This is a genomic window from Algibacter miyuki (assembly GCF_030409805.1).
GTDB lineage: Bacteria > Bacteroidota > Bacteroidia > Flavobacteriales > Flavobacteriaceae > Algibacter > Algibacter miyuki.
The window spans coordinates 1-25,646 of the sequence record NZ_JAUFQP010000003.1; the positions used below are offsets into that span (position 1 = coordinate 1).

At 33.9% G+C, this 25,646-nt stretch carries 30 protein-coding genes and 2 pseudogenes; 16 read left to right on the top strand and 16 right to left on the bottom strand.

Features of this window, described 5'->3' with window-relative positions; all coding sequences use genetic code 11:
• Positions 1-801 (top strand): rhodanese-like domain-containing protein (locus QWY92_RS02020; RefSeq protein ID WP_290268255.1); only part of this gene is annotated, 801 nt, incomplete at its 5' end.
• A 24-nt stretch (positions 802-825) separates the two neighbouring features.
• Positions 826-1,080, top strand: coding sequence for a YgaP family membrane protein (locus QWY92_RS02025; protein ID WP_290268257.1), 255 nt, complete (start codon positions 826-828; stop codon positions 1,078-1,080).
• Between the two features lie 31 nt (positions 1,081-1,111).
• Here the strand turns inward: QWY92_RS02025 and QWY92_RS02030 are convergent, their stop codons facing one another.
• From QWY92_RS02030 to QWY92_RS02060, 7 genes are all read right to left on the bottom strand, one after another.
• Positions 1,112-1,387, bottom strand: a complete 276-nt coding sequence (locus QWY92_RS02030; RefSeq protein WP_290268259.1) for an ATP-dependent Clp protease adaptor ClpS — start codon at positions 1,385-1,387, stop codon at positions 1,112-1,114.
• 69 nt (positions 1,388-1,456) lie between these two features.
• Complete coding sequence (gene prmA / locus QWY92_RS02035; RefSeq protein WP_290268261.1) at positions 1,457-2,293, bottom strand: 50S ribosomal protein L11 methyltransferase; 837 nt, start codon at positions 2,291-2,293, stop codon at positions 1,457-1,459.
• A 390-nt stretch (positions 2,294-2,683) separates the two neighbouring features.
• Entirely contained in the window at positions 2,684-3,433 is a 750-nt protein-coding gene (gene tpiA / locus QWY92_RS02040) for a triose-phosphate isomerase (protein WP_290268262.1), read from the bottom strand.
• A 78-nt stretch (positions 3,434-3,511) separates the two neighbouring features.
• Positions 3,512-4,000, bottom strand: coding sequence for a TlpA family protein disulfide reductase (locus QWY92_RS02045; protein WP_290268264.1), 489 nt, complete (start codon positions 3,998-4,000; stop codon positions 3,512-3,514).
• A gap of 56 nt (positions 4,001-4,056) precedes the next feature.
• Entirely contained in the window at positions 4,057-5,121 is a 1,065-nt protein-coding gene (locus QWY92_RS02050; protein WP_290268283.1) for an ABC transporter permease, read from the bottom strand.
• 12 nt (positions 5,122-5,133) lie between these two features.
• On the bottom strand, positions 5,134-6,441 hold the full coding sequence (locus QWY92_RS02055; RefSeq protein WP_290268266.1) for a BT_3928 family protein: 1,308 nt from the start codon (positions 6,439-6,441) through the stop codon (positions 5,134-5,136).
• A gap of 70 nt (positions 6,442-6,511) precedes the next feature.
• Positions 6,512-7,054, bottom strand: a complete 543-nt coding sequence (locus QWY92_RS02060) for a DUF1599 domain-containing protein (protein WP_290268267.1) — start codon at positions 7,052-7,054, stop codon at positions 6,512-6,514.
• 133 nt (positions 7,055-7,187) lie between these two features.
• Between QWY92_RS02060 and folP (QWY92_RS02065) the strand changes: the two genes are divergently transcribed.
• Genes folP (QWY92_RS02065) through QWY92_RS02075 form a run of 3 tightly spaced genes read left to right on the top strand, consistent with a single transcriptional unit; the run spans position 7,188 to position 9,529 of the window.
• Positions 7,188-8,012, top strand: coding sequence for a dihydropteroate synthase (gene folP / locus QWY92_RS02065; protein WP_290268269.1), 825 nt, complete (start codon positions 7,188-7,190; stop codon positions 8,010-8,012).
• 12 nt (positions 8,013-8,024) lie between these two features.
• Positions 8,025-8,708 carry a hypothetical protein gene (locus tag QWY92_RS02070; protein ID WP_290268271.1) on the top strand — a complete coding sequence of 228 codons (684 nt, stop codon included), beginning with the start codon at positions 8,025-8,027 and terminating at the stop codon, positions 8,706-8,708.
• A gap of 35 nt (positions 8,709-8,743) precedes the next feature.
• Positions 8,744-9,529, top strand: a complete 786-nt coding sequence (locus tag QWY92_RS02075; RefSeq protein WP_290268274.1) for a diadenylate cyclase — start codon at positions 8,744-8,746, stop codon at positions 9,527-9,529.
• Between the two features lie 45 nt (positions 9,530-9,574).
• On the opposite strand, the gene QWY92_RS02080 is transcribed toward QWY92_RS02075, so the two are convergent.
• Positions 9,575-11,344, bottom strand: a complete 1,770-nt coding sequence (locus tag QWY92_RS02080; protein WP_290268276.1) for an ABC transporter ATP-binding protein — start codon at positions 11,342-11,344, stop codon at positions 9,575-9,577.
• Positions 11,345-12,088: a tRNA pseudouridine(38-40) synthase TruA gene (gene truA / locus QWY92_RS02085; protein WP_290268278.1), complete on the bottom strand. Its 744-nt coding sequence runs from the start codon at positions 12,086-12,088 to the stop codon at positions 11,345-11,347.
• A gap of 92 nt (positions 12,089-12,180) precedes the next feature.
• On the opposite strand from truA (QWY92_RS02085), the gene QWY92_RS02090 reads away from it, so the two are divergent.
• The gene (locus tag QWY92_RS02090) at positions 12,181-12,687 is read left to right on the top strand and encodes a metallophosphoesterase family protein (protein ID WP_290268280.1); all 507 of its coding nucleotides are present in this window, start codon (positions 12,181-12,183) and stop codon (positions 12,685-12,687) included.
• Positions 12,688-12,759: 72 nt separating this feature from the next.
• Here the strand turns inward: QWY92_RS02090 and QWY92_RS20740 are convergent, their stop codons facing one another.
• Positions 12,760-12,843, bottom strand: a complete 84-nt coding sequence (locus QWY92_RS20740) for a DUF4293 family protein (RefSeq protein ID WP_496199477.1) — start codon at positions 12,841-12,843, stop codon at positions 12,760-12,762.
• On the opposite strand from QWY92_RS20740, the gene QWY92_RS20745 reads away from it, so the two are divergent.
• Positions 12,806-12,889, top strand: coding sequence for a hypothetical protein (locus tag QWY92_RS20745; protein WP_496199478.1), 84 nt, complete (start codon positions 12,806-12,808; stop codon positions 12,887-12,889). The two genes, QWY92_RS20740 and QWY92_RS20745, sit on opposite strands and share 38 nt — an antisense overlap.
• Before the next feature lie 72 nt (positions 12,890-12,961).
• Here QWY92_RS20745 and QWY92_RS02100 read toward each other — a convergent pair whose 3' ends face one another.
• A complete protein-coding gene (locus tag QWY92_RS02100) occupies positions 12,962-13,468 on the bottom strand; it encodes a metallophosphoesterase family protein (RefSeq protein ID WP_290268280.1) in 507 nt (168 codons plus the stop codon).
• Between the two features lie 92 nt (positions 13,469-13,560).
• On the opposite strand from QWY92_RS02100, the pseudogene truA (QWY92_RS02105) reads away from it, so the two are divergent.
• Both truA (QWY92_RS02105) and QWY92_RS02110 read left to right on the top strand, forming a co-directional pair.
• Positions 13,561-14,303 (top strand): annotated as a pseudogene (gene truA, locus QWY92_RS02105) (tRNA pseudouridine(38-40) synthase TruA).
• Positions 14,304-16,073 (top strand): ABC transporter ATP-binding protein, encoded by a 1,770-nt coding sequence (locus tag QWY92_RS02110; protein ID WP_290268276.1) that lies wholly within the window; start codon positions 14,304-14,306, stop codon positions 16,071-16,073. It abuts the pseudogene before it with no gap.
• 45 nt (positions 16,074-16,118) lie between these two features.
• Here the strand turns inward: QWY92_RS02110 and QWY92_RS02115 are convergent.
• The 3 genes and pseudogenes from QWY92_RS02115 to folP (QWY92_RS02125) form a co-directional block, all read right to left on the bottom strand.
• A pseudogene (locus QWY92_RS02115) lies at positions 16,119-16,903 on the bottom strand (diadenylate cyclase).
• A 35-nt stretch (positions 16,904-16,938) separates the two neighbouring features.
• Complete coding sequence (locus QWY92_RS02120) at positions 16,939-17,622, bottom strand: hypothetical protein (RefSeq protein ID WP_290268271.1); 684 nt, start codon at positions 17,620-17,622, stop codon at positions 16,939-16,941.
• 12 nt (positions 17,623-17,634) lie between these two features.
• Complete coding sequence (gene folP, locus QWY92_RS02125; protein WP_290268269.1) at positions 17,635-18,459, bottom strand: dihydropteroate synthase; 825 nt, start codon at positions 18,457-18,459, stop codon at positions 17,635-17,637.
• Between the two features lie 133 nt (positions 18,460-18,592).
• Between folP (QWY92_RS02125) and QWY92_RS02130 the strand changes: the two genes are divergently transcribed.
• The 7 genes from QWY92_RS02130 (at position 18,593) to QWY92_RS02160 (ending at position 24,536) form a co-directional block, all read left to right on the top strand.
• Positions 18,593-19,135 carry a DUF1599 domain-containing protein gene (locus QWY92_RS02130; RefSeq protein WP_290268267.1) on the top strand — a complete coding sequence of 181 codons (543 nt, stop codon included), beginning with the start codon at positions 18,593-18,595 and terminating at the stop codon, positions 19,133-19,135.
• Positions 19,136-19,205: 70 nt separating this feature from the next.
• Positions 19,206-20,513: a BT_3928 family protein gene (locus QWY92_RS02135; RefSeq protein WP_290268266.1), complete on the top strand. Its 1,308-nt coding sequence runs from the start codon at positions 19,206-19,208 to the stop codon at positions 20,511-20,513.
• Between the two features lie 12 nt (positions 20,514-20,525).
• A complete protein-coding gene (locus QWY92_RS02140; RefSeq protein ID WP_290268284.1) occupies positions 20,526-21,602 on the top strand; it encodes an ABC transporter permease in 1,077 nt (358 codons plus the stop codon).
• Between the two features lie 45 nt (positions 21,603-21,647).
• Positions 21,648-22,136, top strand: coding sequence for a TlpA family protein disulfide reductase (locus QWY92_RS02145; RefSeq protein ID WP_290268264.1), 489 nt, complete (start codon positions 21,648-21,650; stop codon positions 22,134-22,136).
• Between the two features lie 78 nt (positions 22,137-22,214).
• Positions 22,215-22,964, top strand: coding sequence for a triose-phosphate isomerase (gene tpiA, locus QWY92_RS02150; protein ID WP_290268262.1), 750 nt, complete (start codon positions 22,215-22,217; stop codon positions 22,962-22,964).
• Between the two features lie 390 nt (positions 22,965-23,354).
• Positions 23,355-24,191 carry a 50S ribosomal protein L11 methyltransferase gene (gene prmA / locus QWY92_RS02155; protein WP_290268261.1) on the top strand — a complete coding sequence of 279 codons (837 nt, stop codon included), beginning with the start codon at positions 23,355-23,357 and terminating at the stop codon, positions 24,189-24,191.
• Between the two features lie 69 nt (positions 24,192-24,260).
• A complete protein-coding gene (locus QWY92_RS02160; RefSeq protein ID WP_290268259.1) occupies positions 24,261-24,536 on the top strand; it encodes an ATP-dependent Clp protease adaptor ClpS in 276 nt (91 codons plus the stop codon).
• Positions 24,537-24,614: 78 nt separating this feature from the next.
• On the opposite strand, the gene QWY92_RS02165 is transcribed toward QWY92_RS02160, so the two are convergent.
• The gene (locus QWY92_RS02165) at positions 24,615-24,821 is read right to left on the bottom strand and encodes a YgaP family membrane protein (RefSeq protein WP_290268282.1); all 207 of its coding nucleotides are present in this window, start codon (positions 24,819-24,821) and stop codon (positions 24,615-24,617) included.
• 24 nt (positions 24,822-24,845) lie between these two features.
• Positions 24,846-25,646, bottom strand: an 801-nt coding sequence (locus QWY92_RS02170; protein ID WP_290268255.1) for a rhodanese-like domain-containing protein, incomplete at its 5' end; no start/stop codon positions are given.

Sequence of the window (25,646 nt, forward strand, 5' to 3'; positions counted from 1 at the left end):
ACAAATTATGCTTTACGTGCTGATATGACGCGTGAAGAATTTATAAAAGAAGTGCTTGATGGTATTGCTCCACCACCACAATATTTTGCAAAAAATGCCATGATGAATAAATCGGGCTACGATAATTTTGAAACTATTCTAAAAAAAGGAGATACACCACTTTCTCCAGAAGCTTTTGAAGCGATGGCTAATAGTGAAGATGCTTTAGTTTTAGACGTTAGGCATCAAGACGATTTTGTAAAAGGCCATATTCCTAATTCTATTTCTATTGGTATTCAAGGTGGGTTTGCGCCATGGGTTGGAGCTTTAATAACCGATTTAAAACAACCTATTTTACTTGTAGTTCCTGAAGGAAAGGCACAGGAAACTGTTACTAGACTATCTCGTGTAGGTTACGATAATACTTTAGGCTACTTAGAAGGTGGCATAGAAAGCTGGAAAACCGCAGGAAAAGACATTGAAACCATTGATTCTATATCTGTAGATGAATTCTCTAAACGTTTTAATACTGAAAACATAGAAGTTTTAGACGTTAGAAAAGATGGAGAATATAACTCGGAGCATTTAAAAGGCGACAACGTTAAACATTTTGCCTTAGACTATATTAACGATAATATGAACAGTATCGATAAAAACCAAACTTATTACGTGCATTGTGCTGGTGGTTATCGCTCGGTAATAGCGGCTTCTATTTTAAAAGCAAGAGGTTTTGATAACTTAATTGATATTGCTGGTGGATTTGGAGCTATTAAAAATTCCGATTTACCAACCACAGATTTCGTATGTCCATCAACACTATAAATAATAGTCTTTTATTTTTTAGACATGGAAAAGAATATAGGTTCTATCGATAAAGCCATTAGAATACTTACTGGAATTACGGTTGCTTTACTGTATTATTTTAATATTATTTCAGGGACTTTAGCTTTTGTTTTAATGGTCGTTGCCATTATTTTACTGGTAACGAGTTTGATTAATTCCTGTCCAATTTATAGTCTTCTTAAAATAAACTCCACTAAAAAAAGAAAAATAGAGAATTACATTAATAGCAAAAAAAAGACCTTTCAAATAAAATTTTGAAAGGTCTTTTTAATTTTTGCTTATATATATTTTACACGAGCTCGGCACTTAAACCAGCTTCTAACAGCATAGAACAGCGTGGTTTTAAATCGTCTAGCAAACCGGTTTTTACGGTACATTTCCCTTTGTAATGCACTAACATAGCACATTGTTCTGCTTGCTCTGGCGTGTGCTCGCAAGCATAAATTAATGTCTCGATAACATGGTCGAAGGTGTTTACATCATCGTTATGCAAAACAATCTCGTTTTGAGTTAAAACCTCCTCTTCTAATAATAATTCTTCAGATGTTTGTTCTCTTGTACTCATAATAATCCTTTGTTTTTTCAAATATTTTTTCGTTAGAAAAAGCATTTACATTAGCCATTAATTATTCTACTAATTTAGAAATTTTAACGATACCCAATTGTTTCTTTCTAACTTTTCTTCAAATTTTAACAAATGTTTTTCGCATTCCGCTGTAATTAACGGAATATCCTCAGCGTAAAATCCGCTTAAAAACAACATCCCATTTTCATTTAAGCAAGATGCATAAACCCCCATATCTTGCAGTAAGATATTACGGTTAATATTAGCTATAATAACATCGTAACTTTTGCCTTTTAAAACAGAAGCATCACCTTCTATTACTGTAATATGTTTCGCATTATTACGCTCTACATTTTCCAAACTATTAAGGTAACACCAGTTATCATAATCTACCGCGTCTAAAGGTTTTGCGCCTTTCATTTCAGCTAAAATCGCCAAAACACCAGTACCACAACCCATATCTAAAACCGATTTATCTTTTAAATCTGTTTTTAATACATGTTGAATCATCATGTGCGTGGTTTCGTGATGCCCCGTACCAAAACTCATTTTTGGCTCTATAATAATATCGTAAGTTGTATCTGGTTTCTCATGAAATGGTGCACGTACAGAACAGGCATCATCAACAATGATAGGATTGAAATTCTTTTCCCATTCCTCGTTCCAGTTGGTTTGTTCTATTTCGTTGAATTCGTAGGTAATTTCGAATTCATCAGAGTTCAATATTTGAATATCGTCTAAAATATCGGCATTCCATTCTTCTTTTTGAATGTATGCTGTGGCACCATCTTCGTTTTCTACAAAGCTTTCGAAACCGGCGTAACCCAATTCGGCTATTAAGATTTCGACTGCGGGTTGTAATGGTTTTACTTTAAATTGATACCCGATATAAATAATGTTTGACATGACGTGTTTTATTAGAGTGCAAATTTAAGTGTTATTAACGGAGTTCGTTATAAAATTTTATTAAAAATTAGTTTGAAGTGGTTACTTTATTACGGTTCTAGTCCTGCCAACATTAGTAGATATCACGCACAATTCCGTAAACCAGATTTGTTTTTCCTTTTCAAGAAAACAAAAAACACCTTACCAATTGAATGATAAGGTGTTTTTAATATGGTACTGGGTTGGCCCGCGTTAGGGATTGAGGCTTTGTTGGAGCTCTTTTTGTGTGGTTGCACTTATGCAACACAAAAAAGCGACTGCCAAAATATTTATATTCATGAGTTCTTTAATTGAAAAATAAGACGGCACGAATAAAGCCCGACCCTTTTCGGGGAACGCCCAAATTATTTTTTAAAAGGCATTTACAATTGCGAAAAAATCTTCAGCATTTAAAGCTGCTCCACCAATTAAACCGCCATCGACGTCTGGTTTAGAGAAAATTTCTTCAGCATTTGCTGGCTTAACACTACCTCCGTAAAGGATTGAAACCTCATCGGCTACATCATTTCCGTATTTATCGGCTAGTGTTTTTCTAATAAACGCATGCATATCTTGTGCTTGCTCTGGGCTCGCTGTTTCGCCTGTACCAATAGCCCAAACAGGCTCGTAAGCTAAAACGATGTTCTGAAATGCCGCTGCATCTAAATGAAACAAAGCGTTTTTAATTTGGTTACCTACAATGGTTTCTTCGTTACCCGATTTTCTGTCGGCTAATTCTTCTCCAAAACAAAAGATAACGCGCATTCCTTTTGCTAAGGCTGCATCTACTTTTTTTGCTAATAACTCGTCGGTTTCATTAAAATATTCACGACGTTCGCTATGCCCTAATATTACGGTATTGATACCGATACTTTTTAACATGCTTGCGCTAATTTCGCCAGTATAGGCGCCATTTTCGGCAAAGTGCATGTTTTGTGCAACGACTTCAATATTTGACATTTTTAAAGTTTGATATGCCTGAAATAAATTGGTGTATGTTGGTGCCACCATTACTTCGGCATTAGAGGTTGTTCTTTGGTTTTTTAAGGCGGTTAATAAAGATTCAGTTTGTGCTAAATCGTTATTCATTTTCCAGTTTCCTGCTACAATATTTTTTCTCATGGCTGAAATTAACCTTACCAATACAAGCAAGGTGTCTTTTTATTAGTTAATAATTGTTGTTTTCTACTGCTAAAATAGTTAATTTTTTAATGCTTCTATCAACTTATCGTCATCAGCTTCGATAACATTAAATACAACGATTTCGCCAGCTTTATTTATTACCATATATCTTGGAATCCAACTGATGTTTAAAAAATCGGCAAAATCGCAATCTTTTGCATTTGGCATAAAGTAATGATCGCCTTCCACTTGGTATTTCACAATACCGCGTTGCCACGCCCCTTGTTCTCTATCTAAAGATAAAAATACATAAGCTACATCTGGATTATTAGCTTGTAATGCTTTAACTTTTGGCATACCTTTAATGCAATCGCTGCACCAAGACGCCCAAACATCTATAACGATAGTTTTGCCTTTATGCTTATCTAATATGCTTTGAAAGGTTACTTCTGTACCGTTTTGAGCGATGAAGGTATCGTTTAAAGCTTCGGTTGAAAATTGCTTTGGCTCATCTTTACAGCTTAAAAAACTAATTAATAAAATGAAAATATACTTTAACTTGTTCATATAAAAAGGGTTTGAAAATGTTTACGCTTTCGCGGAAATAAAAATTTATTTTAATTTCACTTTTGGTCTAACCAAACATAGATTAAGTCGACAAAAATGTTGATAATTACAAATAACACGGCAATAACTAAAACGGCGCCCATTATGACGGGTAAATCGAGTGTATTAAGCGCATTAACGATTTCTTTACCGAGGCCGTTCCATCCGAAAATATATTCTACAAAAACCGCGCCCGCTAGCATAGATGCAAACCAACCTGATATAGCGGTTACTACTGGGTTTAATGCATTTTTAACAGCATGTTTTTTTATGATTTGAAATTCGCTAAGTCCTTTAGCACGTGCTGTACGAATGTAATCTTGATTAAATACTTCCAACAATGAATTCCGCATTAACTGAATAACGACGGCCAAGGGACGAATACCTAAAACAACGGCTGGTAATATTAAATTTTTCCATTTAATATGCATGGCTTCGCCGAAATCGTCCAGTTCGTACAAACTGCCCGTCATTTCTAAATTAGTGTATTCGTGTAATAAAAAACCGAAAAACCAGGCAAAAAGAATAGCGCTAAAAAAGGACGGCACACTCATACCTAAAGTACTAAAAATCTGTATGGTTTTATCAATCCATTGATCTTTATATAATGCGGAAACAATGCCTAAAATAATACCCAAAATCATGGCGATTACAATAGCCGACACGGCTAAAACAAAAGTATTAGGTAAAGTTTCGGCTAGTACCTGACTTACTTTTTTGCCTTGTTTTGTAAAGGATTCTCGTAAATACGGGAATTTTAAAACGATTGTCGTATTTCCGATAGTAAATAAATTTGCTGCTGAATATTTTCCATCACGTAAAAAGGTGTAATCTTCCTTTTGATTGCAATGAAAGGAAATAGGCGACAAATCATTCAAGTAATAGAAATACTGTGTACTTACAGGTTTATCGAAACCGTATTTTTGTTTGACAATTGCGAGTTGTTCGCTGTCTTCATTTTGACCCAACATCATTTGAGCCGGATCGCCAGGAAGCACATTGAATAAAAAGAAAATAACGGTAACCACCCCAAATAATGTGAGGAAAGCGTAAGTTATTTTGTTTATTAAGTAGCTCAATATGGGTTATTAGTTTTATTTTTTTAATGTCACTTTTACCATACTCGTGTAATCGCTATGGTTTGCGGCGTTTATAGAATCTAATTCAGTAGTTGATGTTTTTAAAACATTTACAGACTCAATAGTTTCGGTATTTAGACTATCAACTTCAGACTTTGTTGCTGTTACGTTATCTATTTGATATAAAATATGTTCAACTTTTACAGCTTCTGCCTGTCTTTCAACCTTTGGTAGTTTTAAATCTTTAAGATCGTTCCAATGTACTTTTTGCGTAATTGTACCTTTTTCTAAAGCAATAATTCCTGGATTAGAACGCACAATAGTTTTCAGTGCTTTTTCATCACATAAATAAAATTCAAAATCGATGTTATAATCTTCTTTTAAAGCCTGCTTCTCCGTATTTCCTGATGCCGTAAGTCCGATAATTTTATAGCCATTTTTACGAGCTTCGTCTTGTAAGGCCTTTAATTTTAAACCACCTGCACGCTCCATACTCTCTAAATTGTATGAAACTACGATAATTAAATGCTCATCATTTAAAAAAGTTTCTGTTAAATCTTCATCGTCCGATTCAATAGAAAAATCATAAATTGGAGGTTCATAACCTGCTGAAACTTCTTTGGTATCTACACTTATAAATTCGCCTTCTACGGTTGGGTAAGCGCCGTTAGTGGTTATTATTTTTTCTTCGCCACCTACTTTAAATTTCCATGAATATTCTACTACAGGTTTTGCAGCATCTTCGGGTACACTCATGCCTTCTTGAATATTTGCGCCAATTTTATAAGCTCTAAAATCTTTAGCTGGTAGGTGCATTAATACATGATAGCCAAACCATAAACTAAAAATAAAACTAAGTAAAGCCAAAATAGTTGTTGTTAATTTCCCGAAAAGAGGTTTAACATGTTTTGCTCCAACAAAGAGAATAAGAATAAAAAATAGTAGTACAATATCTTTAGTAAAACTTTCCCATGGCGTTAATTTTAGGGCATCGCCAAAGCAACCACAATCTTTTACTTTATCAAAATACGCAGAATAAAAAGTTAAGAAAGTAAAAAATACAATCATTAATAATAAACTCCAAATCGTGAATTTTGGTTTATACCCAATAAGTAAGAACACGCCTAAAACCACTTCGAATACCACAACTAAAACCGATATCATTAAAGCGTAAGGCTCTAAAAAGGGTAGGTTTAAAACGTCAGGACTAAAATATTCGGCTAATTTGTATGAAAATCCCAACGGATCGTTCAGTTTAATTAATCCTGAAATAATGAATAATACACCAACAAATATCCGACTTATACTTACTAAAATTTTCATGCTTTTTTTATTTTAATTAAATGCTAAAACCGTCTGTTTCAACTTTAATCTTATTTTATTTATTTTTGATTTAAGCCTCTTGAGTCAGGTGAATCATTGCGAAAATGGCATAATTAATCATGTCCTGATAATTAGCATCAATGCCCTCGCTAACTATGGTTTTACCCTTATTATCTTCAATTTGCTTAACACGTAGTAATTTCTGCAAAATTAAATCGGTTAAACTACTTACTCGCATATCTCGCCAAGCCTCACCATAATCGTGATTTTTGTTTTCCATTAAGGTTTTGGTAGTCGCAATTTGCTTTTCGTAAAGTTCGGTAGCGGCTACAGTAGATAAATCGGGTTGTTCTACCACACCTTTCTCCAACTGAATAAGTGCCATAACCGAATAATTTATAATACCAATAAACTCGCTAATTTCTCCTTCGTCTACTTTTCTAACATCATTTTCTTGCAATCCTCGAATACGTTGTGCTTTAATAAAAATTTGATCGGTAAGCGATGGCAAACGCAGTATTCGCCATGCACTTCCGTAATCACTCATTTTTTTAATGAACAAACTTTTACAGGTATTTATAACGGCATCGTATTGTTTTGAGGTATCTTGCATGTATCGTTTAATTTTCTGTAAATTTCGCTTAAATTGTTTAAAGTTCAAAAGTTTTTAGAAGGAAGTTTGACGATACAATTTTAAAGTTTTACGTTTGATATTTAATAGGTAATATACTTGGATTTTTAACATTATGACGATCAATTGCAAAGGAAACCTCATTGATTTATCATCACCTAAAGTGATGGGTATTTTGAATATTACTCCAGATTCTTTTTATGATGGCGGACAACATAAAAACGAAAAACAAATGCTTCAACATACCGAAAACATGTTGACTGATGGCGCTACATTTATAGATATTGGCGCTTATAGTTCGCGACCAAATGCCGACCATGTTAGCGAAACCGACGAACTTAACCGTATTTTACCCATTGTAAAACTTATTTTAAAAGAATTTCCAAACACTTTAATTTCTATCGATACGTTTAGAAGCGCTATTGCAAAACATTGTATTGAAGCTGGCGCAGCTTTAATTAATGATATTTCGGCTGGAAAATTGGATACTGAAATGCTAAAAACAGTTGCCGATTTACAGGTCCCTTATATTATGATGCATATGCGTGGCGAACCGCAAACCATGCAAAACCATACCGATTACGATAATTTAGTAAAAGAGATGCTCTTTTATTTTTCCGAACGTTTGGCGGCTACAAAACAATTAGGCATTACCGATGTTATTATAGATCCCGGTTTTGGATTTGCAAAAACTCTAGAGCAAAATTTTGAATTACTGAACAAACTAGAATTATTTAAAATGATTGAACACCCAATGCTCGTTGGAATTTCTAGAAAATCGATGATATACAAAACGTTAAACACCACTGCCCAACACGCACTTAACGGCACCTCGGTTTTAAATACCGTTGCCCTCCAAAAAGGTGCTTCTATTTTACGCGTACATGATGTAAAAGAAGCTGTTGAATGTGTGAAATTAGTTGAATTGCTTCGTGCTTAGTTTTAATAAATTATGAAAAATATAGTCCCCCTTCTTATTCTATTATTTTTGTTTTCATGTGGAAATGAAAAAGTGTTGCAATTGCCAGAAATCAATCATTCCGAAATTTCGGAAATCAACGATGTTTCGGTGGCTTATCTTTTTTACGATGAAACCCAACCAGATAGTTTAGAATTGAATAGAAAAAACATTATTAACACCACAAATTGGTTGATTAATGTGGATAAACGCCTTAAGCTAAAACAAGTTATTCCGAAAATTTCATTTCTTCAAAAGAAAAAAGTAAGCGCTGGCCATCAAAAGGAAGGCGTTAAAAATTATTTCACTTGTCATGATACAAGTACGAAAAGCCCAGGATTTATTGAATTTACCGATATTACCTATCATCAAAACTCAGTTTCAGAATACTTAGAAACGGCTTCAACTTCAGAAAAAATAAAGCACGCCATACAAGTGAATATTAACGAAAGCCAAGAAATTACCATTATAAACTCCGTTTTAAATTCGCCCACTATAAATACATCCAAAAATAATTTAATTACCGATTTAAACCGTGTGGACATTAAAAACGGACAAATTTATTTAAGCTTTCACGAGAATTTACTCTTTCAAGAATACATTACTTACAAAATGCTATTCGATAAAGTAGGTTTTGACAAAACAACGATATCACAAGAAGAATTTATTTTTAATTAACTCTAATTTACTAAATTTACAAAAACACACTACCCTTGGAAATTTTTAATGACCTTTTAAACTTTAAAATCGTTGATATTATAGATGTTATTTTAGTCGCAGTACTACTTTACTACGTTTATAAACTAACAAAAGGCACGGTTGCCATCAATATTTTTATTGGCATTATTATAATATATTTTGTTTGGAAACTTACCGAATTCTTAGAAATGGAATTGCTTACCGGCATTTTCGGAGGCTTTATGCAAGTAGGAATTATCGCGCTTATTGTCGTTTTTCAACCTGAAATTAGAAAGTTTTTATTGATGGTAGGATCTACTAATTTTAATGGGAGACGTAAATTTTTACAACAATTTAAATTCTTAAAAACCGAAACTAGCGATGGCACTGATGTGGACGTTATTGTATCGGCATGTAATAAAATGGCGATGACTAAAACGGGCGCTTTAATAGTTTTTGAACGGAATAATAATTTAGATTTTATTGCCGACTCTGGAGATGAAATGAATATTAAAGTTACTCAACCTATTATTGAAAGTATTTTTTTTAAAAATAGTCCGCTGCATGATGGAGCCATCATTATAAATGATAATATTGTTAAGGCCACTCGTGTAATTCTTCCTGTTAATAACGAAAAAAACATACCAAAACGCTTTGGTTTACGCCACCGCGCTGCTATTGGTGTTACTGAAAAAACAGATGCCTTAGCCTTAGCGGTAAGTGAAGAAACAGGACATATTTCTTATTTTAAAGATGGTGAATTTGTAGTTTTCGAAAACAACGCCGAATTAATAGCGCTTATTAAAAAAGATTTAGCGTAATTCCTGTTCTATATTTTTCAAATTACAAGGCAACCTAACAAAACTCTAAGCAACATCTTGCTTTAAAAACTGCACTTCGTATAAGTTTCTATAATAGCCATTTTCTTTTTGAAGTAGCTCATTATGCGTGCCTTGTTCTACAATTTCGCCAGCATCCATAACAATAATTTTATCGGCCTTTTTAATGGTTGCCAAACGATGTGCGATAACAATTGAGGTTCTACCCTTTGTGATTTTATCGGTAGCATTTTGAATAAGTTGCTCCGAATAAGAATCGACTGACGACGTGGCTTCATCTAAAACCAAAATACTTGGGTTTGTAACATAAGCACGTAAAAATGAAATAAGTTGACGTTGACCAGATGAAAGCATCACACCACGTTCCTTCACATTGTAATGATAGCCGTTTGGAAGACTCATAATAAAATCGTGAATACCAATAGCTTTTGCAGATTCTATAACTTCGGCTTCTGTTATTTCTGGATTATTAAGTGTAATATTATTAAGAATAGTATCGGCAAACAAAAAAACATCTTGTAAAACTACCGCTATTTGACTTCTTAAAGATTGTAAAGTAACATCCTTTATATTGACATCATCAACAGCAATAATACCTTCTTTAATTTCGTAAAAACGATTCAATAAATTAATAATGGTCGATTTCCCTGCTCCAGTTGCACCAACGATAGCAACGGTTTCTCCCGCTTTTACATCAAAAGAAATACCTTTTAGTACGGCTTCATCTTCAACATAATTAAAAAACACGGTATCAAACTTAATATTGCCTTTAAAATTTTCTGCTATATGTGTGCCATGGTCGTCTATTTGTGATGTGGTATCTAACACTTTAAATACACGGTTTGCTGCGACCATACCCATTTGTAAAGTATTGAATTTATCTGCAATTTGACGCAAGGGTCTAAACAACATCGGGATAAACATGATGAAAGCAATTAAATCGCCTTGTGAAACATCGGTACCTTTTAAAACCACGTGTAAACCACCATACCAAGCCACTAGTCCTGTAGCGATAGATGCTGACAAATCGGGCAATGGAAAGAAAATGGAGTTATACCAAACGGTTTTTAACCACCCCTTTTTATGGCGTTCGTTAATGGCTTTAAATTTTCTTAACTCGGTATCTTCTCGAGTAAAAAGTTGTAAAATCTTCATTCCTGTTAAGCGTTCTTGCACAAAGGAATTTAAATTAGACACCTCGGTACGCACTTCTTCAAAAGCCTTTTTCATTACTTTTTGAAAAATTCGAGTGGCGTATATTAACAAAGGAAGCATAATAAAAACCATGAGGCTTAATTTCGCATTAATATATACCATTACGGCAAAAACAACAATCATGGTAAGTAAATCTTTAACAATCATGAATAATCCTTGTCCGAAAATATCTGCAATTCGTTCCATATCAGTCACCGCTCGAGTAATGAGGACACCTACGGAAGAACTATCGTAATACTTCATTTTAAAACTCAGTAAATGATTGAATAGTTTAGTACGCACATCTTTTACTAAATTTTGCCCCAACCAAGCTGCATAATAAATAAAGCCAAGTTGAAACACGGTTTGAAGTATGAGTACTACAAACATAATAATCACGTAAAACAGGAAATCGTCAACCTTATTAACAGCAATACTATTATCAATGGCATATTTAGTTAAATAAGGCGTTGCCGCACTAAAGGCCGCCAACAACACCACCATAACTAGTAAGCTTATAAAAACGAAATTATACGGTTTTATATATGTAAACAACCTTTTAAAAAGGGTGATATCAAAAATATTTTCTTTCGGTTTGCTCATTTATATTATTATATCTTGAGGATATTCTACGTTTATTAAATATAAGCCATGTGCAGGAACTGAAAAGCCAGCTTCGCTCCTATTTTTAGACTTAATAATATGATGTAATTGGTCTACGGGAATTTTCCCTAAACCAATATTTATTATGGTGCCAACAATGGCGCGGACCATGTTTCGCAAAAAACGGTCGGCCTTAATGGTGAACTGAAGTTCGTTTTCAACAAGCTGCCAATCGGCTTTCATTATAGTACATAAAAAAGTTTTTACTTCTGTTTTACTTTTTGAAAAACATTGAAAATCGTTGTATTCAAATAGAATTTTAGCAGCTGCTTTCATTTTATCCACATCCAAACTATGTTTTACGTAATAAGCGCTCTCGTTATTAAAAACATCTTTTTGTAACGAAACTCGATACAAATAAGTACGGCTTATGGCATGAAAACGCGCATGTACATCATCTTTCACTTGAAAAATAGCTTGCACGGCGACATCTTTTGGTAAAAACGAATTGAGCTTAAACACAAAATTCGGATCATTTAAAGTAGCCTCAAAATCAAAATGAGCAAACATTTGTTTAGCATGCACACCAGTATCTGTACGACCTGCCCCCATTATTGAAATAGGTGTTCTGAGCAAAGTAGACAATGCTTTTTCTAAAACTTCTTGAACAGAAATAGCATCGGGCTGAATTTGCCACCCGTGATAGGCACTACCATTATAAGAGAGTTCTATAAAATATCGCAATTTGTTTTAATACTTTTGTTGAAACAACAAATATAGCTAGTTTTGCCGTGCTTGCGAAAGCCCTAATCTTAATTATATATTAAAAGATTTTAATGACCAAAATATTACTCCTTTCAGACACCCATAGTTATATAGACGATGCCATTTTAAAACATGTAAAACAAGCCGATGAAGTATGGCATGCTGGTGATATTGGCGACTTAAAAGTAACCGACGCCATAAAAAAACTAAAACCTTTACGAGGGGTATATGGCAATATTGATGATGCTAAAGCCCGAGGTGAATTTCCTGAACACAATCGTTTTATGTGCGAAGATGTGGATGTTTGGATTACCCATATTGGTGGTTATCCTCCAAAATATAATATTAGAGTCGTTGAAGAAATCAAGAAAAACCCACCACGTATTTTTATTTCAGGACATTCTCATATACTTAAAGTTATGCCCGATAAGAAGCTAAATCTTATTCATATGAATCCTGGTGCTGTAGGAAAACATGGCTTTCATAAGGTTCGAACCATGCTGCGCTTCACTATTGAAGGAAAAAAGATAGATAATTTAGAAGTTATTGAATTTCCAGACAGACACCCGAAAGTTTAATTCCAAAAATAAAAAAACTCCGAAAGTTTTCACTTCGGAGTTTTACGCACTAATAGTACTAAGATGTTAGGTTTATCGTAATCGATCAACAGATTTTACAAGTTCTTCATCCTTCTTGATGGCCTTATTGGCAAATGGCCATGCCAATAAGGCCATCAAGAAGGATGAAGAACTTGTAAAATCTGTTGATCGATTACGATAAACCTAACATCTTAGTACTATTAGTGCGTAAAACTCCGAAGTGAAAACTTTCGGAGTTTTTTTATTTTTGGAATTAAACTTTCGGGTGTCTGTCTGGAAATTCAATAACTTCTAAATTATCTATCTTTTTTCCTTCAATAGTGAAGCGCAGCATGGTTCGAACCTTATGAAAGCCATGTTTTCCTACAGCACCAGGATTCATATGAATAAGATTTAGCTTCTTATCGGGCATAACTTTAAGTATATGAGAATGTCCTGAAATAAAAATACGTGGTGGGTTTTTCTTGATTTCTTCAACGACTCTAATATTATATTTTGGAGGATAACCACCAATATGGGTAATCCAAACATCCACATCTTCGCACATAAAACGATTGTGTTCAGGAAATTCACCTCGGGCTTTAGCATCATCAATATTGCCATATACCCCTCGTAAAGGTTTTAGTTTTTTTATGGCGTCGGTTACTTTTAAGTCGCCAATATCACCAGCATGCCATACTTCATCGGCTTGTTTTACATGTTTTAAAATGGCATCGTCTATATAACTATGGGTGTCTGAAAGGAGTAATATTTTGGTCATTAAAATCTTTTAATATATAATTAAGATTAGGGCTTTCGCAAGCACGGCAAAACTAGCTATATTTGTTGTTTCAACAAAAGTATTAAAACAAATTGCGATATTTTATAGAACTCTCTTATAATGGTAGTGCCTATCACGGGTGGCAAATTCAGCCCGATGCTATTTCTGTTCAAGAAGTTTTAGAAAAAGCATTGTCTACTTTGCTCAGAACACCTATTTCAATAATGGGGGCAGGTCGTACAGATACTGGTGTGCATGCTAAACAAATGTTTGCTCATTTTGATTTTGAGGCTACTTTAAATGATCCGAATTTTGTGTTTAAGCTCAATTCGTTTTTACCAAAGATGTCGCCGTGCAAGCTATTTTTCAAGTGAAAGATGATGTACATGCGCGTTTTCATGCCATAAGCCGTACTTATTTGTATCGAGTTTCGTTACAAAAAGATGTTTTTAATAACGAGAGCGCTTATTACGTAAAACATAGTTTGGATGTGGATAAAATGAAAGCAGCTGCTAAAATTCTATTTGAATACAACGATTTTCAATGTTTTTCAAAAAGTAAAACAGAAGTAAAAACTTTTTTATGTACTATAATGAAAGCCGATTGGCAGCTTGTTGAAAACGAACTTCAGTTCACCATTAAGGCCGACCGTTTTTTGCGAAACATGGTCCGCGCCATTGTTGGCACCATAATAAATATTGGTTTAGGGAAAATTCCCGTAGACCAATTACATCATATTATTAAGTCTAAAAATAGGAGCGAAGCTGGCTTTTCAGTTCCTGCACATGGCTTATATTTAATAAACGTAGAATATCCTCAAGATATAATAATATAAATGAGCAAACCGAAAGAAAATATTTTTGATATCACCCTTTTTAAAAGGTTGTTTACATATATAAAACCGTATAATTTCGTTTTTATAAGCTTACTAGTTATGGTGGTGTTGTTGGCGGCCTTTAGTGCGGCAACGCCTTATTTAACTAAATATGCCATTGATAATAGTATTGCTGTTAATAAGGTTGACGATTTCCTGTTTTACGTGATTATTATGTTTGTAGTACTCATACTTCAAACCGTGTTTCAACTTGGCTTTATTTATTATGCAGCTTGGTTGGGGCAAAATTTAGTAAAAGATGTGCGTACTAAACTATTCAATCATTTACTGAGTTTTAAAATGAAGTATTACGATAGTTCTTCCGTAGGTGTCCTCATTACTCGAGCGGTGACTGATATGGAACGAATTGCAGATATTTTCGGACAAGGATTATTCATGATTGTTAAAGATTTACTTACCATGATTGTTGTTTTTGCCGTAATGGTATATATTAATGCGAAATTAAGCCTCATGGTTTTTATTATGCTTCCTTTGTTAATATACGCCACTCGAATTTTTCAAAAAGTAATGAAAAAGGCTTTTGAAGAAGTGCGTACCGAGGTGTCTAATTTAAATTCCTTTGTGCAAGAACGCTTAACAGGAATGAAGATTTTACAACTTTTTACTCGAGAAGATACCGAGTTAAGAAAATTTAAAGCCATTAACGAACGCCATAAAAAGGGGTGGTTAAAAACCGTTTGGTATAACTCCATTTTCTTTCCATTGCCCGATTTGTCAGCATCTATCGCTACAGGACTAGTGGCTTGGTATGGTGGTTTACACGTGGTTTTAAAAGGTACCGATGTTTCACAAGGCGATTTAATTGCTTTCATCATGTTTATCCCGATGTTGTTTAGACCCTTGCGTCAAATTGCAGATAAATTCAATACTTTACAAATGGGTATGGTCGCAGCAAACCGTGTATTTAAAGTGTTAGATACCACATCACAAATAGACGACCATGGCACACATATAGCAGAAAATTTTAAAGGCAATATTAAGTTTGATACCGTGTTTTTTAATTATGTTGAAGATGAAGCCGTACTAAAAGGTATTTCTTTTGATGTAAAAGCGGGAGAAACCGTTGCTATCGTTGGTGCAACTGGAGCAGGGAAATCGACCATTATTAATTTATTGAATCGTTTTTACGAAATTAAAGAAGGTATTATTGCTGTTGATGATGTCAATATAAAGGATGTTACTTTACAATCTTTAAGAAGTCAAATAGCGGTAGTTTTACAAGATGTTTTTTTGTTTGCCGATACTATTCTTAATAATATTACACTTAATAATCCAGAAATAACAGAAGCCGAAGTTATAGAATCTGCAAAAGCTATTGGTATTCACGATTTTATTATGAGTCTTCCAAACGGCTATCATTACAATGTGAAGGAACGTGGTGTGATGCTTTCATCTGGTCAACGTCAACTTATTTCATTTTTACGTGCTTATGTTACAAACCCAAGTATTTTGGTTTTAGATGAAGCCACGTCGTCAGTCGATTCTTATTCGGAGCAACTTATTCAAAATGCTACCGATAAAATCACAAAGGGTAGAACCTCAATTGTTATCGCACATCGTTTGGCAACCATTAAAAAGGCCGATAAAATTATTGTTATGGATGCTGGCGAAATTGTAGAACAAGGCACGCATAATGAGCTACTTCAAAAAGAAAATGGCTATTATAGAAACTTATACGAAGTGCAGTTTTTAAAGCAAGATGTTGCTTAGAGTTTTGTTAGGTTGCCTTGTAATTTGAAAAATATAGAACAGGAATTACGCTAAATCTTTTTTAATAAGCGCTATTAATTCGGCGTTGTTTTCGAAAACTACAAATTCACCATCTTTAAAATAAGAAATATGTCCTGTTTCTTCACTTACCGCTAAGGCTAAGGCATCTGTTTTTTCAGTAACACCAATAGCAGCGCGGTGGCGTAAACCAAAGCGTTTTGGTATGTTTTTTTCGTTATTAACAGGAAGAATTACACGAGTGGCCTTAACAATATTATCATTTATAATGATGGCTCCATCATGCAGCGGACTATTTTTAAAAAAATACTTTCAATAATAGGTTGAGTAACTTTAATATTCATTTCATCTCCAGAGTCGGCAATAAAATCTAAATTATTATTCCGTTCAAAAACTATTAAAGCGCCCGTTTTAGTCATCGCCATTTTATTACATGCCGATACAATAACGTCCACATCAGTGCCATCGCTAGTTTCGGTTTTTAAGAATTTAAATTGTTGTAAAAATTTACGTCTCCCATTAAAATTAGTAGATCCTACCATCAATAAAAACTTTCTAATTTCAGGTTGAAAAACGACAATAAGCGCGATAATTCCTACTTGCATAAAGCCTCCGAAAATGCCGGTAAGCAATTCCATTTCTAAGAATTCGGTAAGTTTCCAAACAAAATATATTATAATAATGCCAATAAAAATATTGATGGCAACCGTGCCTTTTGTTAGTTTATAAACGTAGTAAAGTAGTACTGCGACTAAAATAACATCTATAATATCAACGATTTTAAAGTTTAAAAGGTCATTAAAAATTTCCAAGGGTAGTGTGTTTTTGTAAATTTAGTAAATTAGAGTTAATTAAAAATAAATTCTTCTTGTGATATCGTTGTTTTGTCAAAACCTACTTTATCGAATAGCATTTTGTAAGTAATGTATTCTTGAAAGAGTAAATTCTCGTGAAAGCTTAAATAAATTTGTCCGTTTTTAATGTCCACACGGTTTAAATCGGTAATTAAATTATTTTTGGATGTATTTATAGTGGGCGAATTTAAAACGGAGTTTATAATGGTAATTTCTTGGCTTTCGTTAATATTCACTTGTATGGCGTGCTTTATTTTTTCTGAAGTTGAAGCCGTTTCTAAGTATTCTGAAACTGAGTTTTGATGATAGGTAATATCGGTAAATTCAATAAATCCTGGGCTTTTCGTACTTGTATCATGACAAGTGAAATAATTTTTAACGCCTTCCTTTTGATGGCCAGCGCTTACTTTTTTCTTTTGAAGAAATGAAATTTTCGGAATAACTTGTTTTAGCTTAAGGCGTTTATCCACATTAATCAACCAATTTGTGGTGTTAATAATGTTTTTTCTATTCAATTCTAAACTATCTGGTTGGGTTTCATCGTAAAAAAGATAAGCCACCGAAACATCGTTGATTTCCGAAATTTCGGAATGATTGATTTCTGGCAATTGCAACACTTTTTCATTTCCACATGAAAACAAAAATAATAGAATAAGAAGGGGGACTATATTTTTCATAATTTATTAAAACTAAGCACGAAGCAATTCAACTAATTTCACACATTCAACAGCTTCTTTTACATCATGTACGCGTAAAATAGAAGCACCTTTTTGGAGGGCAACGGTATTTAAAACCGAGGTGCCGTTAAGTGCGTGTTGGGCAGTGGTGTTTAACGTTTTGTATATCATCGATTTTCTAGAAATTCCAACGAGCATTGGGTGTTCAATCATTTTAAATAATTCTAGTTTGTTCAGTAATTCAAAATTTTGCTCTAGAGTTTTTGCAAATCCAAAACCGGGATCTATAATAACATCGGTAATGCCTAATTGTTTTGTAGCCGCCAAACGTTCGGAAAAATAAAAGAGCATCTCTTTTACTAAATTATCGTAATCGGTATGGTTTTGCATGGTTTGCGGTTCGCCACGCATATGCATCATAATATAAGGGACCTGTAAATCGGCAACTGTTTTTAGCATTTCAGTATCCAATTTTCCAGCCGAAATATCATTAATTAAAGCTGCGCCAGCTTCAATACAATGTTTTGCAATAGCGCTTCTAAACGTATCGATAGAAATTAAAGTGTTTGGAAATTCTTTTAAAATAAGTTTTACAATGGGTAAAATACGGTTAAGTTCGTCGGTTTCGCTAACATGGTCGGCATTTGGTCGCGAACTATAAGCGCCAATATCTATAAATGTAGCGCCATCAGTCAACATGTTTTCGGTATGTTGAAGCATTTGTTTTTCGTTTTTATGTTGTCCGCCATCATAAAAAGAATCTGGAGTAATATTCAAAATACCCATCACTTTAGGTGATGATAAATCAATGAGGTTTCCTTTGCAATTGATCGTCATAATGTTAAAAATCCAAGTATATTACCTATTAAATATCAAACGTAAAACTTTAAAATTGTATCGTCAAACTTCCTTCTAAAAACTTTTGAACTTTAAACAATTTAAGCGAAATTTACAGAAAATTAAACGATACATGCAAGATACCTCAAAACAATACGATGCCGTTATAAATACCTGTAAAAGTTTGTTCATTAAAAAAATGAGTGATTACGGAAGTGCATGGCGAATACTGCGTTTGCCATCGCTTACCGATCAAATTTTTATTAAAGCACAACGTATTCGAGGATTGCAAGAAAATGATGTTAGAAAAGTAGACGAAGGAGAAATTAGCGAGTTTATTGGTATTATAAATTATTCGGTTATGGCACTTATTCAGTTGGAGAAAGGTGTGGTAGAACAACCCGATTTATCTACTGTAGCCGCTACCGAACTTTACGAAAAGCAAATTGCGACTACCAAAACCTTAATGGAAAACAAAAATCACGATTATGGTGAGGCTTGGCGAGATATGCGAGTAAGTAGTTTAACCGATTTAATTTTGCAGAAATTACTACGTGTTAAGCAAATTGAAGATAATAAGGGTAAAACCATAGTTAGCGAGGGCATTGATGCTAATTATCAGGACATGATTAATTATGCCATTTTCGCAATGATTCACCTGACTCAAGAGGCTTAAATCAAAAATAAATAAAATAAGATTAAAGTTGAAACAGACGGTTTTAGCATTTAATTAAAATAAAAAAAGCATGAAAATTTTAGTAAGTATAAGTCGGATATTTGTTGGTGTATTATTCATTATTTCAGGATTAATTAAACTGAACGATCCGTTGGGATTTTCATACAAATTAGCCGAATATTTTAGTCCTGACGTTTTAAACCTACCCTTTTTAGAGCCTTACGCTTTAATGATATCGGTTTTAGTTGTGGTATTCGAAGTGGTTTTAGGCGTGTTCTTACTTATTGGGTATAAACCAAAATTCACGATTTGGAGTTTATTATTAATGATTGTATTTTTTACTTTCTTAACTTTTTATTCTGCGTATTTTGATAAAGTAAAAGATTGTGGTTGCTTTGGCGATGCCCTAAAATTAACGCCATGGGAAAGTTTTACTAAAGATATTGTACTACTATTTTTTATTCTTATTCTCTTTGTTGGAGCAAAACATGTTAAACCTCTTTTCGGGAAATTAACAACAACTATTTTGGCTTTACTTAGTTTTATTTTTAGTTTATGGTTTGGCTATCATGTATTAATGCACCTACCAGCTAAAGATTTTAGAGCTTATAAAATTGGCGCAAATATTCAAGAAGGCATGAGTGTACCCGAAGATGCTGCAAAACCTGTAGTAGAATATTCATGGAAATTTAAAGTAGGTGGCGAAGAAAAAATAATAACCACTAACGGCGCTTACCCAACCGTAGAAGGCGAATTTATAAGTGTAGATACCAAAGAAGTTTCAGCAGGTTATGAACCTCCAATTTATGATTTTTCTATTGAATCGGACGATGAAGATTTAACAGAAACTTTTTTAAATGATGAGCATTTAATTATCGTAGTTTCATACAATTTAGAGAGTATGGAGCGTGCAGGTGGTTTAAAATTAAAGGCCTTACAAGACGAAGCTCGTAAAAATGGCTATAAAATTATCGGACTTACGGCATCAGGAAATACGGAGAAGCAGGCTTTAAAAGAAGATTATAACATCGATTTTGAATTTTATTTATGTGATGAAAAAGCACTGAAAACTATTGTGCGTTCTAATCCAGGAATTATTGCTTTAGAAAAAGGTACAATTACGCAAAAAGTACATTGGAACGATCTTAAAGATTTAAAACTACCAAAGGTTGAAAGACAGGCAGAAGCTGTAAAAGTTGAACATATTTTATATCAAATAGATAACGTAACAGCAACAAAGTCTGAAGTTGATAGTCTAAATACCGAAACTATTGAGTCTGTAAATGTTTTAAAAACATCAACTACTGAATTAGATTCTATAAACGCCGCAAACCATAGCGATTACACGAGTATGGTAAAAGTGACATTAAAAAAATAAAACTAATAACCCATATTGAGCTACTTAATAAACAAAATAACTTACGCTTTCCTCACATTATTTGGGGTGGTTACCGTTATTTTCTTTTTATTCAATGTGCTTCCTGGCGATCCGGCTCAAATGATGTTGGGTCAAAATGAAGACAGCGAACAACTCGCAATTGTCAAACAAAAATACGGTTTCGATAAACCTGTAAGTACACAGTATTTCTATTACTTGAATGATTTGTCGCCTATTTCCTTTCATTGCAATCAAAAGGAAGATTACACCTTTTTACGTGATGGAAAATATTCAGCAGCAAATTTATTTACTATCGGAAATACGACAATCGTTTTAAAATTCCCGTATTTACGAGAATCCTTTACAAAACAAGGCAAAAAAGTAAGTCAGGTACTAGCCGAAACTTTACCTAATACTTTTGTTTTAGCCGTGTCGGCTATTGTAATCGCCATGATTTTGGGTATTATTTTAGGCATTGTTTCCGCATTATATAAAGATCAATGGATTGATAAAACCATACAGATTTTTAGTACTTTAGGTATGAGTGTGCCGTCCTTTTTTAGCGCTATTCTTTTTGCCTGGTTTTTCGGTTTTTTATTACACGAATACACTAATTTAGAAATGACGGGCAGTTTGTACGAACTGGACGATTTCGGCGAAGCCATGCATATTAAATGGAAAAATTTAATATTACCAGCCGTTGTTTTAGGTATTCGTCCCTTGGCCGTCGTTATTCAGTTAATGCGGAATTCATTGTTGGAAGTATTTAATCAAGATTACATTCGTACAGCACGTGCTAAAGGACTTAGCGAATTTCAAATCATAAAAAAACATGCTGTTAAAAATGCATTAAACCCAGTAGTAACCGCTATATCAGGTTGGTTTGCATCTATGCTAGCGGGCGCGGTTTTTGTAGAATATATTTTCGGATGGAACGGCCTCGGTAAAGAAATCGTTAATGCGCTTAATACACTCGATTTACCCGTCATAATGGGCGCCGTTTTAGTTATTGCCGTGTTATTTGTAATTATCAACATTTTTGTCGACTTAATCTATGTTTGGTTAGACCCAAAAGTGAAATTAAAATAAATTTTTATTTCCGCGAAAGCGTAAACATTTTCAAACCCTTTTTATATGAACAAGTTAAAGTATATTTTCATTTTATTAATTAGTTTTTTAAGCTGTAAAGATGAGCCAAAGCAATTTTCAACCGAAGCTTTAAACGATACCTTCATCGCTCAAAACGGTACAGAAGTAACCTTTCAAAGCATATTAGATAAGCATAAAGGCAAAACTATCGTTATAGATGTTTGGGCGTCTTGGTGCAGCGATTGCATTAAAGGTATGCCAAAAGTTAAAGCATTACAAGCTAATAATCCAGATGTAGCTTATGTATTTTTATCTTTAGATAGAGAACAAGGGGCGTGGCAACGCGGTATTGTGAAATACCAAGTGGAAGGCGATCATTACTTTATGCCAAATGCAAAAGATTGCGATTTTGCCGATTTTTTAAACATCAGTTGGATTCCAAGATATATGGTAATAAATAAAGCTGGCGAAATCGTTGTATTTAATGTTATCGAAGCTGATGACGATAAGTTGATAGAAGCATTAAAAAATTAACTATTTTAGCAGTAGAAAACAACAATTATTAACTAATAAAAAGACACCTTGCTTGTATTGGTAAGGTTAATTTCAGCCATGAGAAAAAATATTGTAGCAGGAAACTGGAAAATGAATAACGATTTAGCACAAACTGAATCTTTATTAACCGCCTTAAAAAACCAAAGAACAACCTCTAATGCCGAAGTAATGGTGGCACCAACATACACCAATTTATTTCAGGCATATCAAACTTTAAAAATGTCAAATATTGAAGTCGTTGCACAAAACATGCACTTTGCCGAAAATGGCGCCTATACTGGCGAAATTAGCGCAAGCATGTTAAAAAGTATCGGTATCAATACCGTAATATTAGGGCATAGCGAACGTCGTGAATATTTTAATGAAACCGACGAGTTATTAGCAAAAAAAGTAGATGCAGCCTTAGCAAAAGGAATGCGCGTTATCTTTTGTTTTGGAGAAGAATTAGCCGACAGAAAATCGGGTAACGAAGAAACCATTGTAGGTAACCAAATTAAAAACGCTTTGTTTCATTTAGATGCAGCGGCATTTCAGAACATCGTTTTAGCTTACGAGCCTGTTTGGGCTATTGGTACAGGCGAAACAGCGAGCCCAGAGCAAGCACAAGATATGCATGCGTTTATTAGAAAAACACTAGCCGATAAATACGGAAATGATGTAGCCGATGAGGTTTCAATCCTTTACGGAGGTAGTGTTAAGCCAGCAAATGCTGAAGAAATTTTCTCTAAACCAGACGTCGATGGCGGTTTAATTGGTGGAGCAGCTTTAAATGCTGAAGATTTTTTCGCAATTGTAAATGCCTTTTAAAAAATAATTTGGGCGTTCCCCGAAAAGGGTCGGGCTTTATTCGTGCCGTCTTATTTTTCAATTAAAGAACTCATGAATATAAATATTTTGGCAGTCGCTTTTTTGTGTTGCATAAGTGCAACCACACAAAAAGAGCTCCAACAAAGCCTCAATCCCTAACGCGGGCCAACCCAGTACCATATTAAAAACACCTTATCATTCAATTGGTAAGGTGTTTTTTGTTTTCTTGAAAAGGAAAAACAAATCTGGTTTACGGAATTGTGCGTGATATCTACTAATGTTGGCAGGACTAGAACCGTAATAAAGTAACCACTTCAAACTAATTTTTAATAAAATTTTATAACGAACTCCGTTAATAACACTTAAATTTGCACTCTAATAAAACACGTCATGTCAAACATTATTTATATCGGGTATCAATTTAAAGTAAAACCATTACAACCCGCAGTCGAAATCTTAATAGCCGAATTGGGTTACGCCGGTTTCGAAAGCTTTGTAGAAAACGAAGATGGTGCCACAGCATACATTCAAAAAGAAGAATGGAATGCCGATATTTTAGACGATATTCAAATATTGAACTCTGATGAATTCGAAATTACCTACGAATTCAACGAAATAGAACAAACCAACTGGAACGAGGAATGGGAAAAGAATTTCAATCCTATCATTGTTGATGATGCCTGTTCTGTACGTGCACCATTTCATGAGAAACCAGATACAACTTACGATATTATTATAGAGCCAAAAATGAGTTTTGGTACGGGGCATCACGAAACCACGCACATGATGATTCAACATGTATTAAAAACAGATTTAAAAGATAAATCGGTTTTAGATATGGGTTGTGGTACTGGTGTTTTGGCGATTTTAGCTGAAATGAAAGGCGCAAAACCTTTAGACGCGGTAGATTATGATAACTGGTGTTACCTTAATAGTTTGGAAAATGTAGAGCGTAATAATGCGAAACATATTACAGTAATAGAAGGTGATGCTTCTGTTTTAAAAGGCAAAAGTTACGATGTTATTATAGCTAATATTAACCGTAATATCTTACTGCAAGATATGGGGGTTTATGCATCTTGCTTAAATGAAAATGGGATGTTGTTTTTAAGCGGATTTTACGCTGAGGATATTCCGTTAATTACAGCGGAATGCGAAAAACATTTGTTAAAATTTGAAGAAAAGTTAGAAAGAAACAATTGGGTATCGTTAAAATTTCTAAATTAGTAGAATAATTAATGGCTAATGTAAATGCTTTTTCTAACGAAAAAATATTTGAAAAAACAAAGGATTATTATGAGTACAAGAGAACAAACATCTGAAGAATTATTATTAGAAGAGGAGGTTTTAACTCAAAACGAGATTGTTTTGCATAACGATGATGTAAACACCTTCGACCATGTTATCGAGACATTAATTTATGCTTGCGAGCACACGCCAGAGCAAGCAGAACAATGTGCTATGTTAGTGCATTACAAAGGGAAATGTACCGTAAAAACCGGTTTGCTAGACGATTTAAAACCACGCTGTTCTATGCTGTTAGAAGCTGGTTTAAGTGCCGAGCTCGTGTAAAATATATATAAGCAAAAATTAAAAAGACCTTTCAAAATTTTATTTGAAAGGTCTTTTTTTTGCTATTAATGTAATTCTCTATTTTTCTTTTTTAGTGGAGTTTATTTTAAGAAGACTATAAATTGGACAGGAATTAATCAAACTCGTTACCAGTAAAATAATGGCAACGACCATTAAAACAAAAGCTAAAGTCCCTGAAATAATATTAAAATAATACAGTAAAGCAACCGTAATTCCAGTAAGTATTCTAATGGCTTTATCGATAGAACCTATATTCTTTTCCATGTCTAAAAAATAAAAGACTATTATTTATAGTGTTGATGGACATACGAAATCTGTGGTTGGTAAATCGGAATTTTTAATAGCTCCAAATCCACCAGCAATATCAATTAAGTTATCAAAACCTCTTGCTTTTAAAATAGAAGCCGCTATTACCGAGCGATAACCACCAGCACAATGCACGTAATAAGTTTGGTTTTTATCGATACTGTTCATATTATCGTTAATATAGTCTAAGGCAAAATGTTTAACGTTGTCGCCTTTTAAATGCTCCGAGTTATATTCTCCATCTTTTCTAACGTCTAAAACTTCTATGTTTTCAGTATTAAAACGTTTAGAGAATTCATCTACAGATATAGAATCAATGGTTTCAATGTCTTTTCCTGCGGTTTTCCAGCTTTCTATGCCACCTTCTAAGTAGCCTAAAGTATTATCGTAACCTACACGAGATAGTCTAGTAACAGTTTCCTGTGCCTTTCCTTCAGGAACTACAAGTAAAATAGGTTGTTTTAAATCGGTTATTAAAGCTCCAACCCATGGCGCAAACCCACCTTGAATACCAATAGAAATAGAATTAGGAATATGGCCTTTTACAAAATCGTCTTGATGCCTAACGTCTAAAACTAAAGCATCTTCACTATTAGCCATCGCTTCAAAAGCTTCTGGAGAAAGTGGTGTATCTCCTTTTTTTAGAATAGTTTCAAAATTATCGTAGCCCGATTTATTCATCATGGCATTTTTTGCAAAATATTGTGGTGGTGGAGCAATACCATCAAGCACTTCTTTTATAAATTCTTCACGCGTCATATCAGCACGTAAAGCATAATTTGT

What these genes read in the sequence shown, in the direction of transcription:
- QWY92_RS02145 (WP_290268264.1), top strand. Translation starts at nt 21,648, where the DNA reads ATGAACAAGTTAAAGTATATTTTCATTTTATTAATTAGTTTTTTAAGC.
- QWY92_RS02165 (WP_290268282.1), bottom strand. Translation starts at nt 24,821, where the DNA reads ATGGAAAAGAATATAGGTTCTATCGATAAAGCCATTAGAATACTTACT.
- QWY92_RS02090 (WP_290268280.1), top strand. Translation starts at nt 12,181, where the DNA reads ATGACCAAAATATTACTCCTTTCAGACACCCATAGTTATATAGACGAT.
- QWY92_RS02110 (WP_290268276.1), top strand. Translation starts at nt 14,304, where the DNA reads ATGAGCAAACCGAAAGAAAATATTTTTGATATCACCCTTTTTAAAAGG.
- QWY92_RS02135 (WP_290268266.1), top strand. Translation starts at nt 19,206, where the DNA reads ATGAAAATTTTAGTAAGTATAAGTCGGATATTTGTTGGTGTATTATTC.
- prmA (WP_290268261.1), top strand. Translation starts at nt 23,355, where the DNA reads ATGTCAAACATTATTTATATCGGGTATCAATTTAAAGTAAAACCATTA.
- QWY92_RS20740 (WP_496199477.1), bottom strand. Translation starts at nt 12,843, where the DNA reads ATGGCCTTATTGGCATGGCCATTTGCCAATAAGGCCATCAAGAAGGAT.
- QWY92_RS02120 (WP_290268271.1), bottom strand. Translation starts at nt 17,622, where the DNA reads ATGAAAAATATAGTCCCCCTTCTTATTCTATTATTTTTGTTTTCATGT.
- tpiA (WP_290268262.1), top strand. Translation starts at nt 22,215, where the DNA reads ATGAGAAAAAATATTGTAGCAGGAAACTGGAAAATGAATAACGATTTA.
- folP (WP_290268269.1), bottom strand. Translation starts at nt 18,459, where the DNA reads ATGACGATCAATTGCAAAGGAAACCTCATTGATTTATCATCACCTAAA.
- QWY92_RS02060 (WP_290268267.1), bottom strand. Translation starts at nt 7,054, where the DNA reads ATGCAAGATACCTCAAAACAATACGATGCCGTTATAAATACCTGTAAA.
- QWY92_RS02080 (WP_290268276.1), bottom strand. Translation starts at nt 11,344, where the DNA reads ATGAGCAAACCGAAAGAAAATATTTTTGATATCACCCTTTTTAAAAGG.
- prmA (WP_290268261.1), bottom strand. Translation starts at nt 2,293, where the DNA reads ATGTCAAACATTATTTATATCGGGTATCAATTTAAAGTAAAACCATTA.
- tpiA (WP_290268262.1), bottom strand. Translation starts at nt 3,433, where the DNA reads ATGAGAAAAAATATTGTAGCAGGAAACTGGAAAATGAATAACGATTTA.
- QWY92_RS02055 (WP_290268266.1), bottom strand. Translation starts at nt 6,441, where the DNA reads ATGAAAATTTTAGTAAGTATAAGTCGGATATTTGTTGGTGTATTATTC.
- QWY92_RS02045 (WP_290268264.1), bottom strand. Translation starts at nt 4,000, where the DNA reads ATGAACAAGTTAAAGTATATTTTCATTTTATTAATTAGTTTTTTAAGC.
- QWY92_RS02030 (WP_290268259.1), bottom strand. Translation starts at nt 1,387, where the DNA reads ATGAGTACAAGAGAACAAACATCTGAAGAATTATTATTAGAAGAGGAG.
- QWY92_RS02100 (WP_290268280.1), bottom strand. Translation starts at nt 13,468, where the DNA reads ATGACCAAAATATTACTCCTTTCAGACACCCATAGTTATATAGACGAT.
- QWY92_RS02070 (WP_290268271.1), top strand. Translation starts at nt 8,025, where the DNA reads ATGAAAAATATAGTCCCCCTTCTTATTCTATTATTTTTGTTTTCATGT.
- QWY92_RS02160 (WP_290268259.1), top strand. Translation starts at nt 24,261, where the DNA reads ATGAGTACAAGAGAACAAACATCTGAAGAATTATTATTAGAAGAGGAG.
- QWY92_RS02130 (WP_290268267.1), top strand. Translation starts at nt 18,593, where the DNA reads ATGCAAGATACCTCAAAACAATACGATGCCGTTATAAATACCTGTAAA.
- folP (WP_290268269.1), top strand. Translation starts at nt 7,188, where the DNA reads ATGACGATCAATTGCAAAGGAAACCTCATTGATTTATCATCACCTAAA.
- QWY92_RS02025 (WP_290268257.1), top strand. Translation starts at nt 826, where the DNA reads ATGGAAAAGAATATAGGTTCTATCGATAAAGCCATTAGAATACTTACT.
- QWY92_RS20745 (WP_496199478.1), top strand. Translation starts at nt 12,806, where the DNA reads ATGGCCTTATTGGCAAATGGCCATGCCAATAAGGCCATCAAGAAGGAT.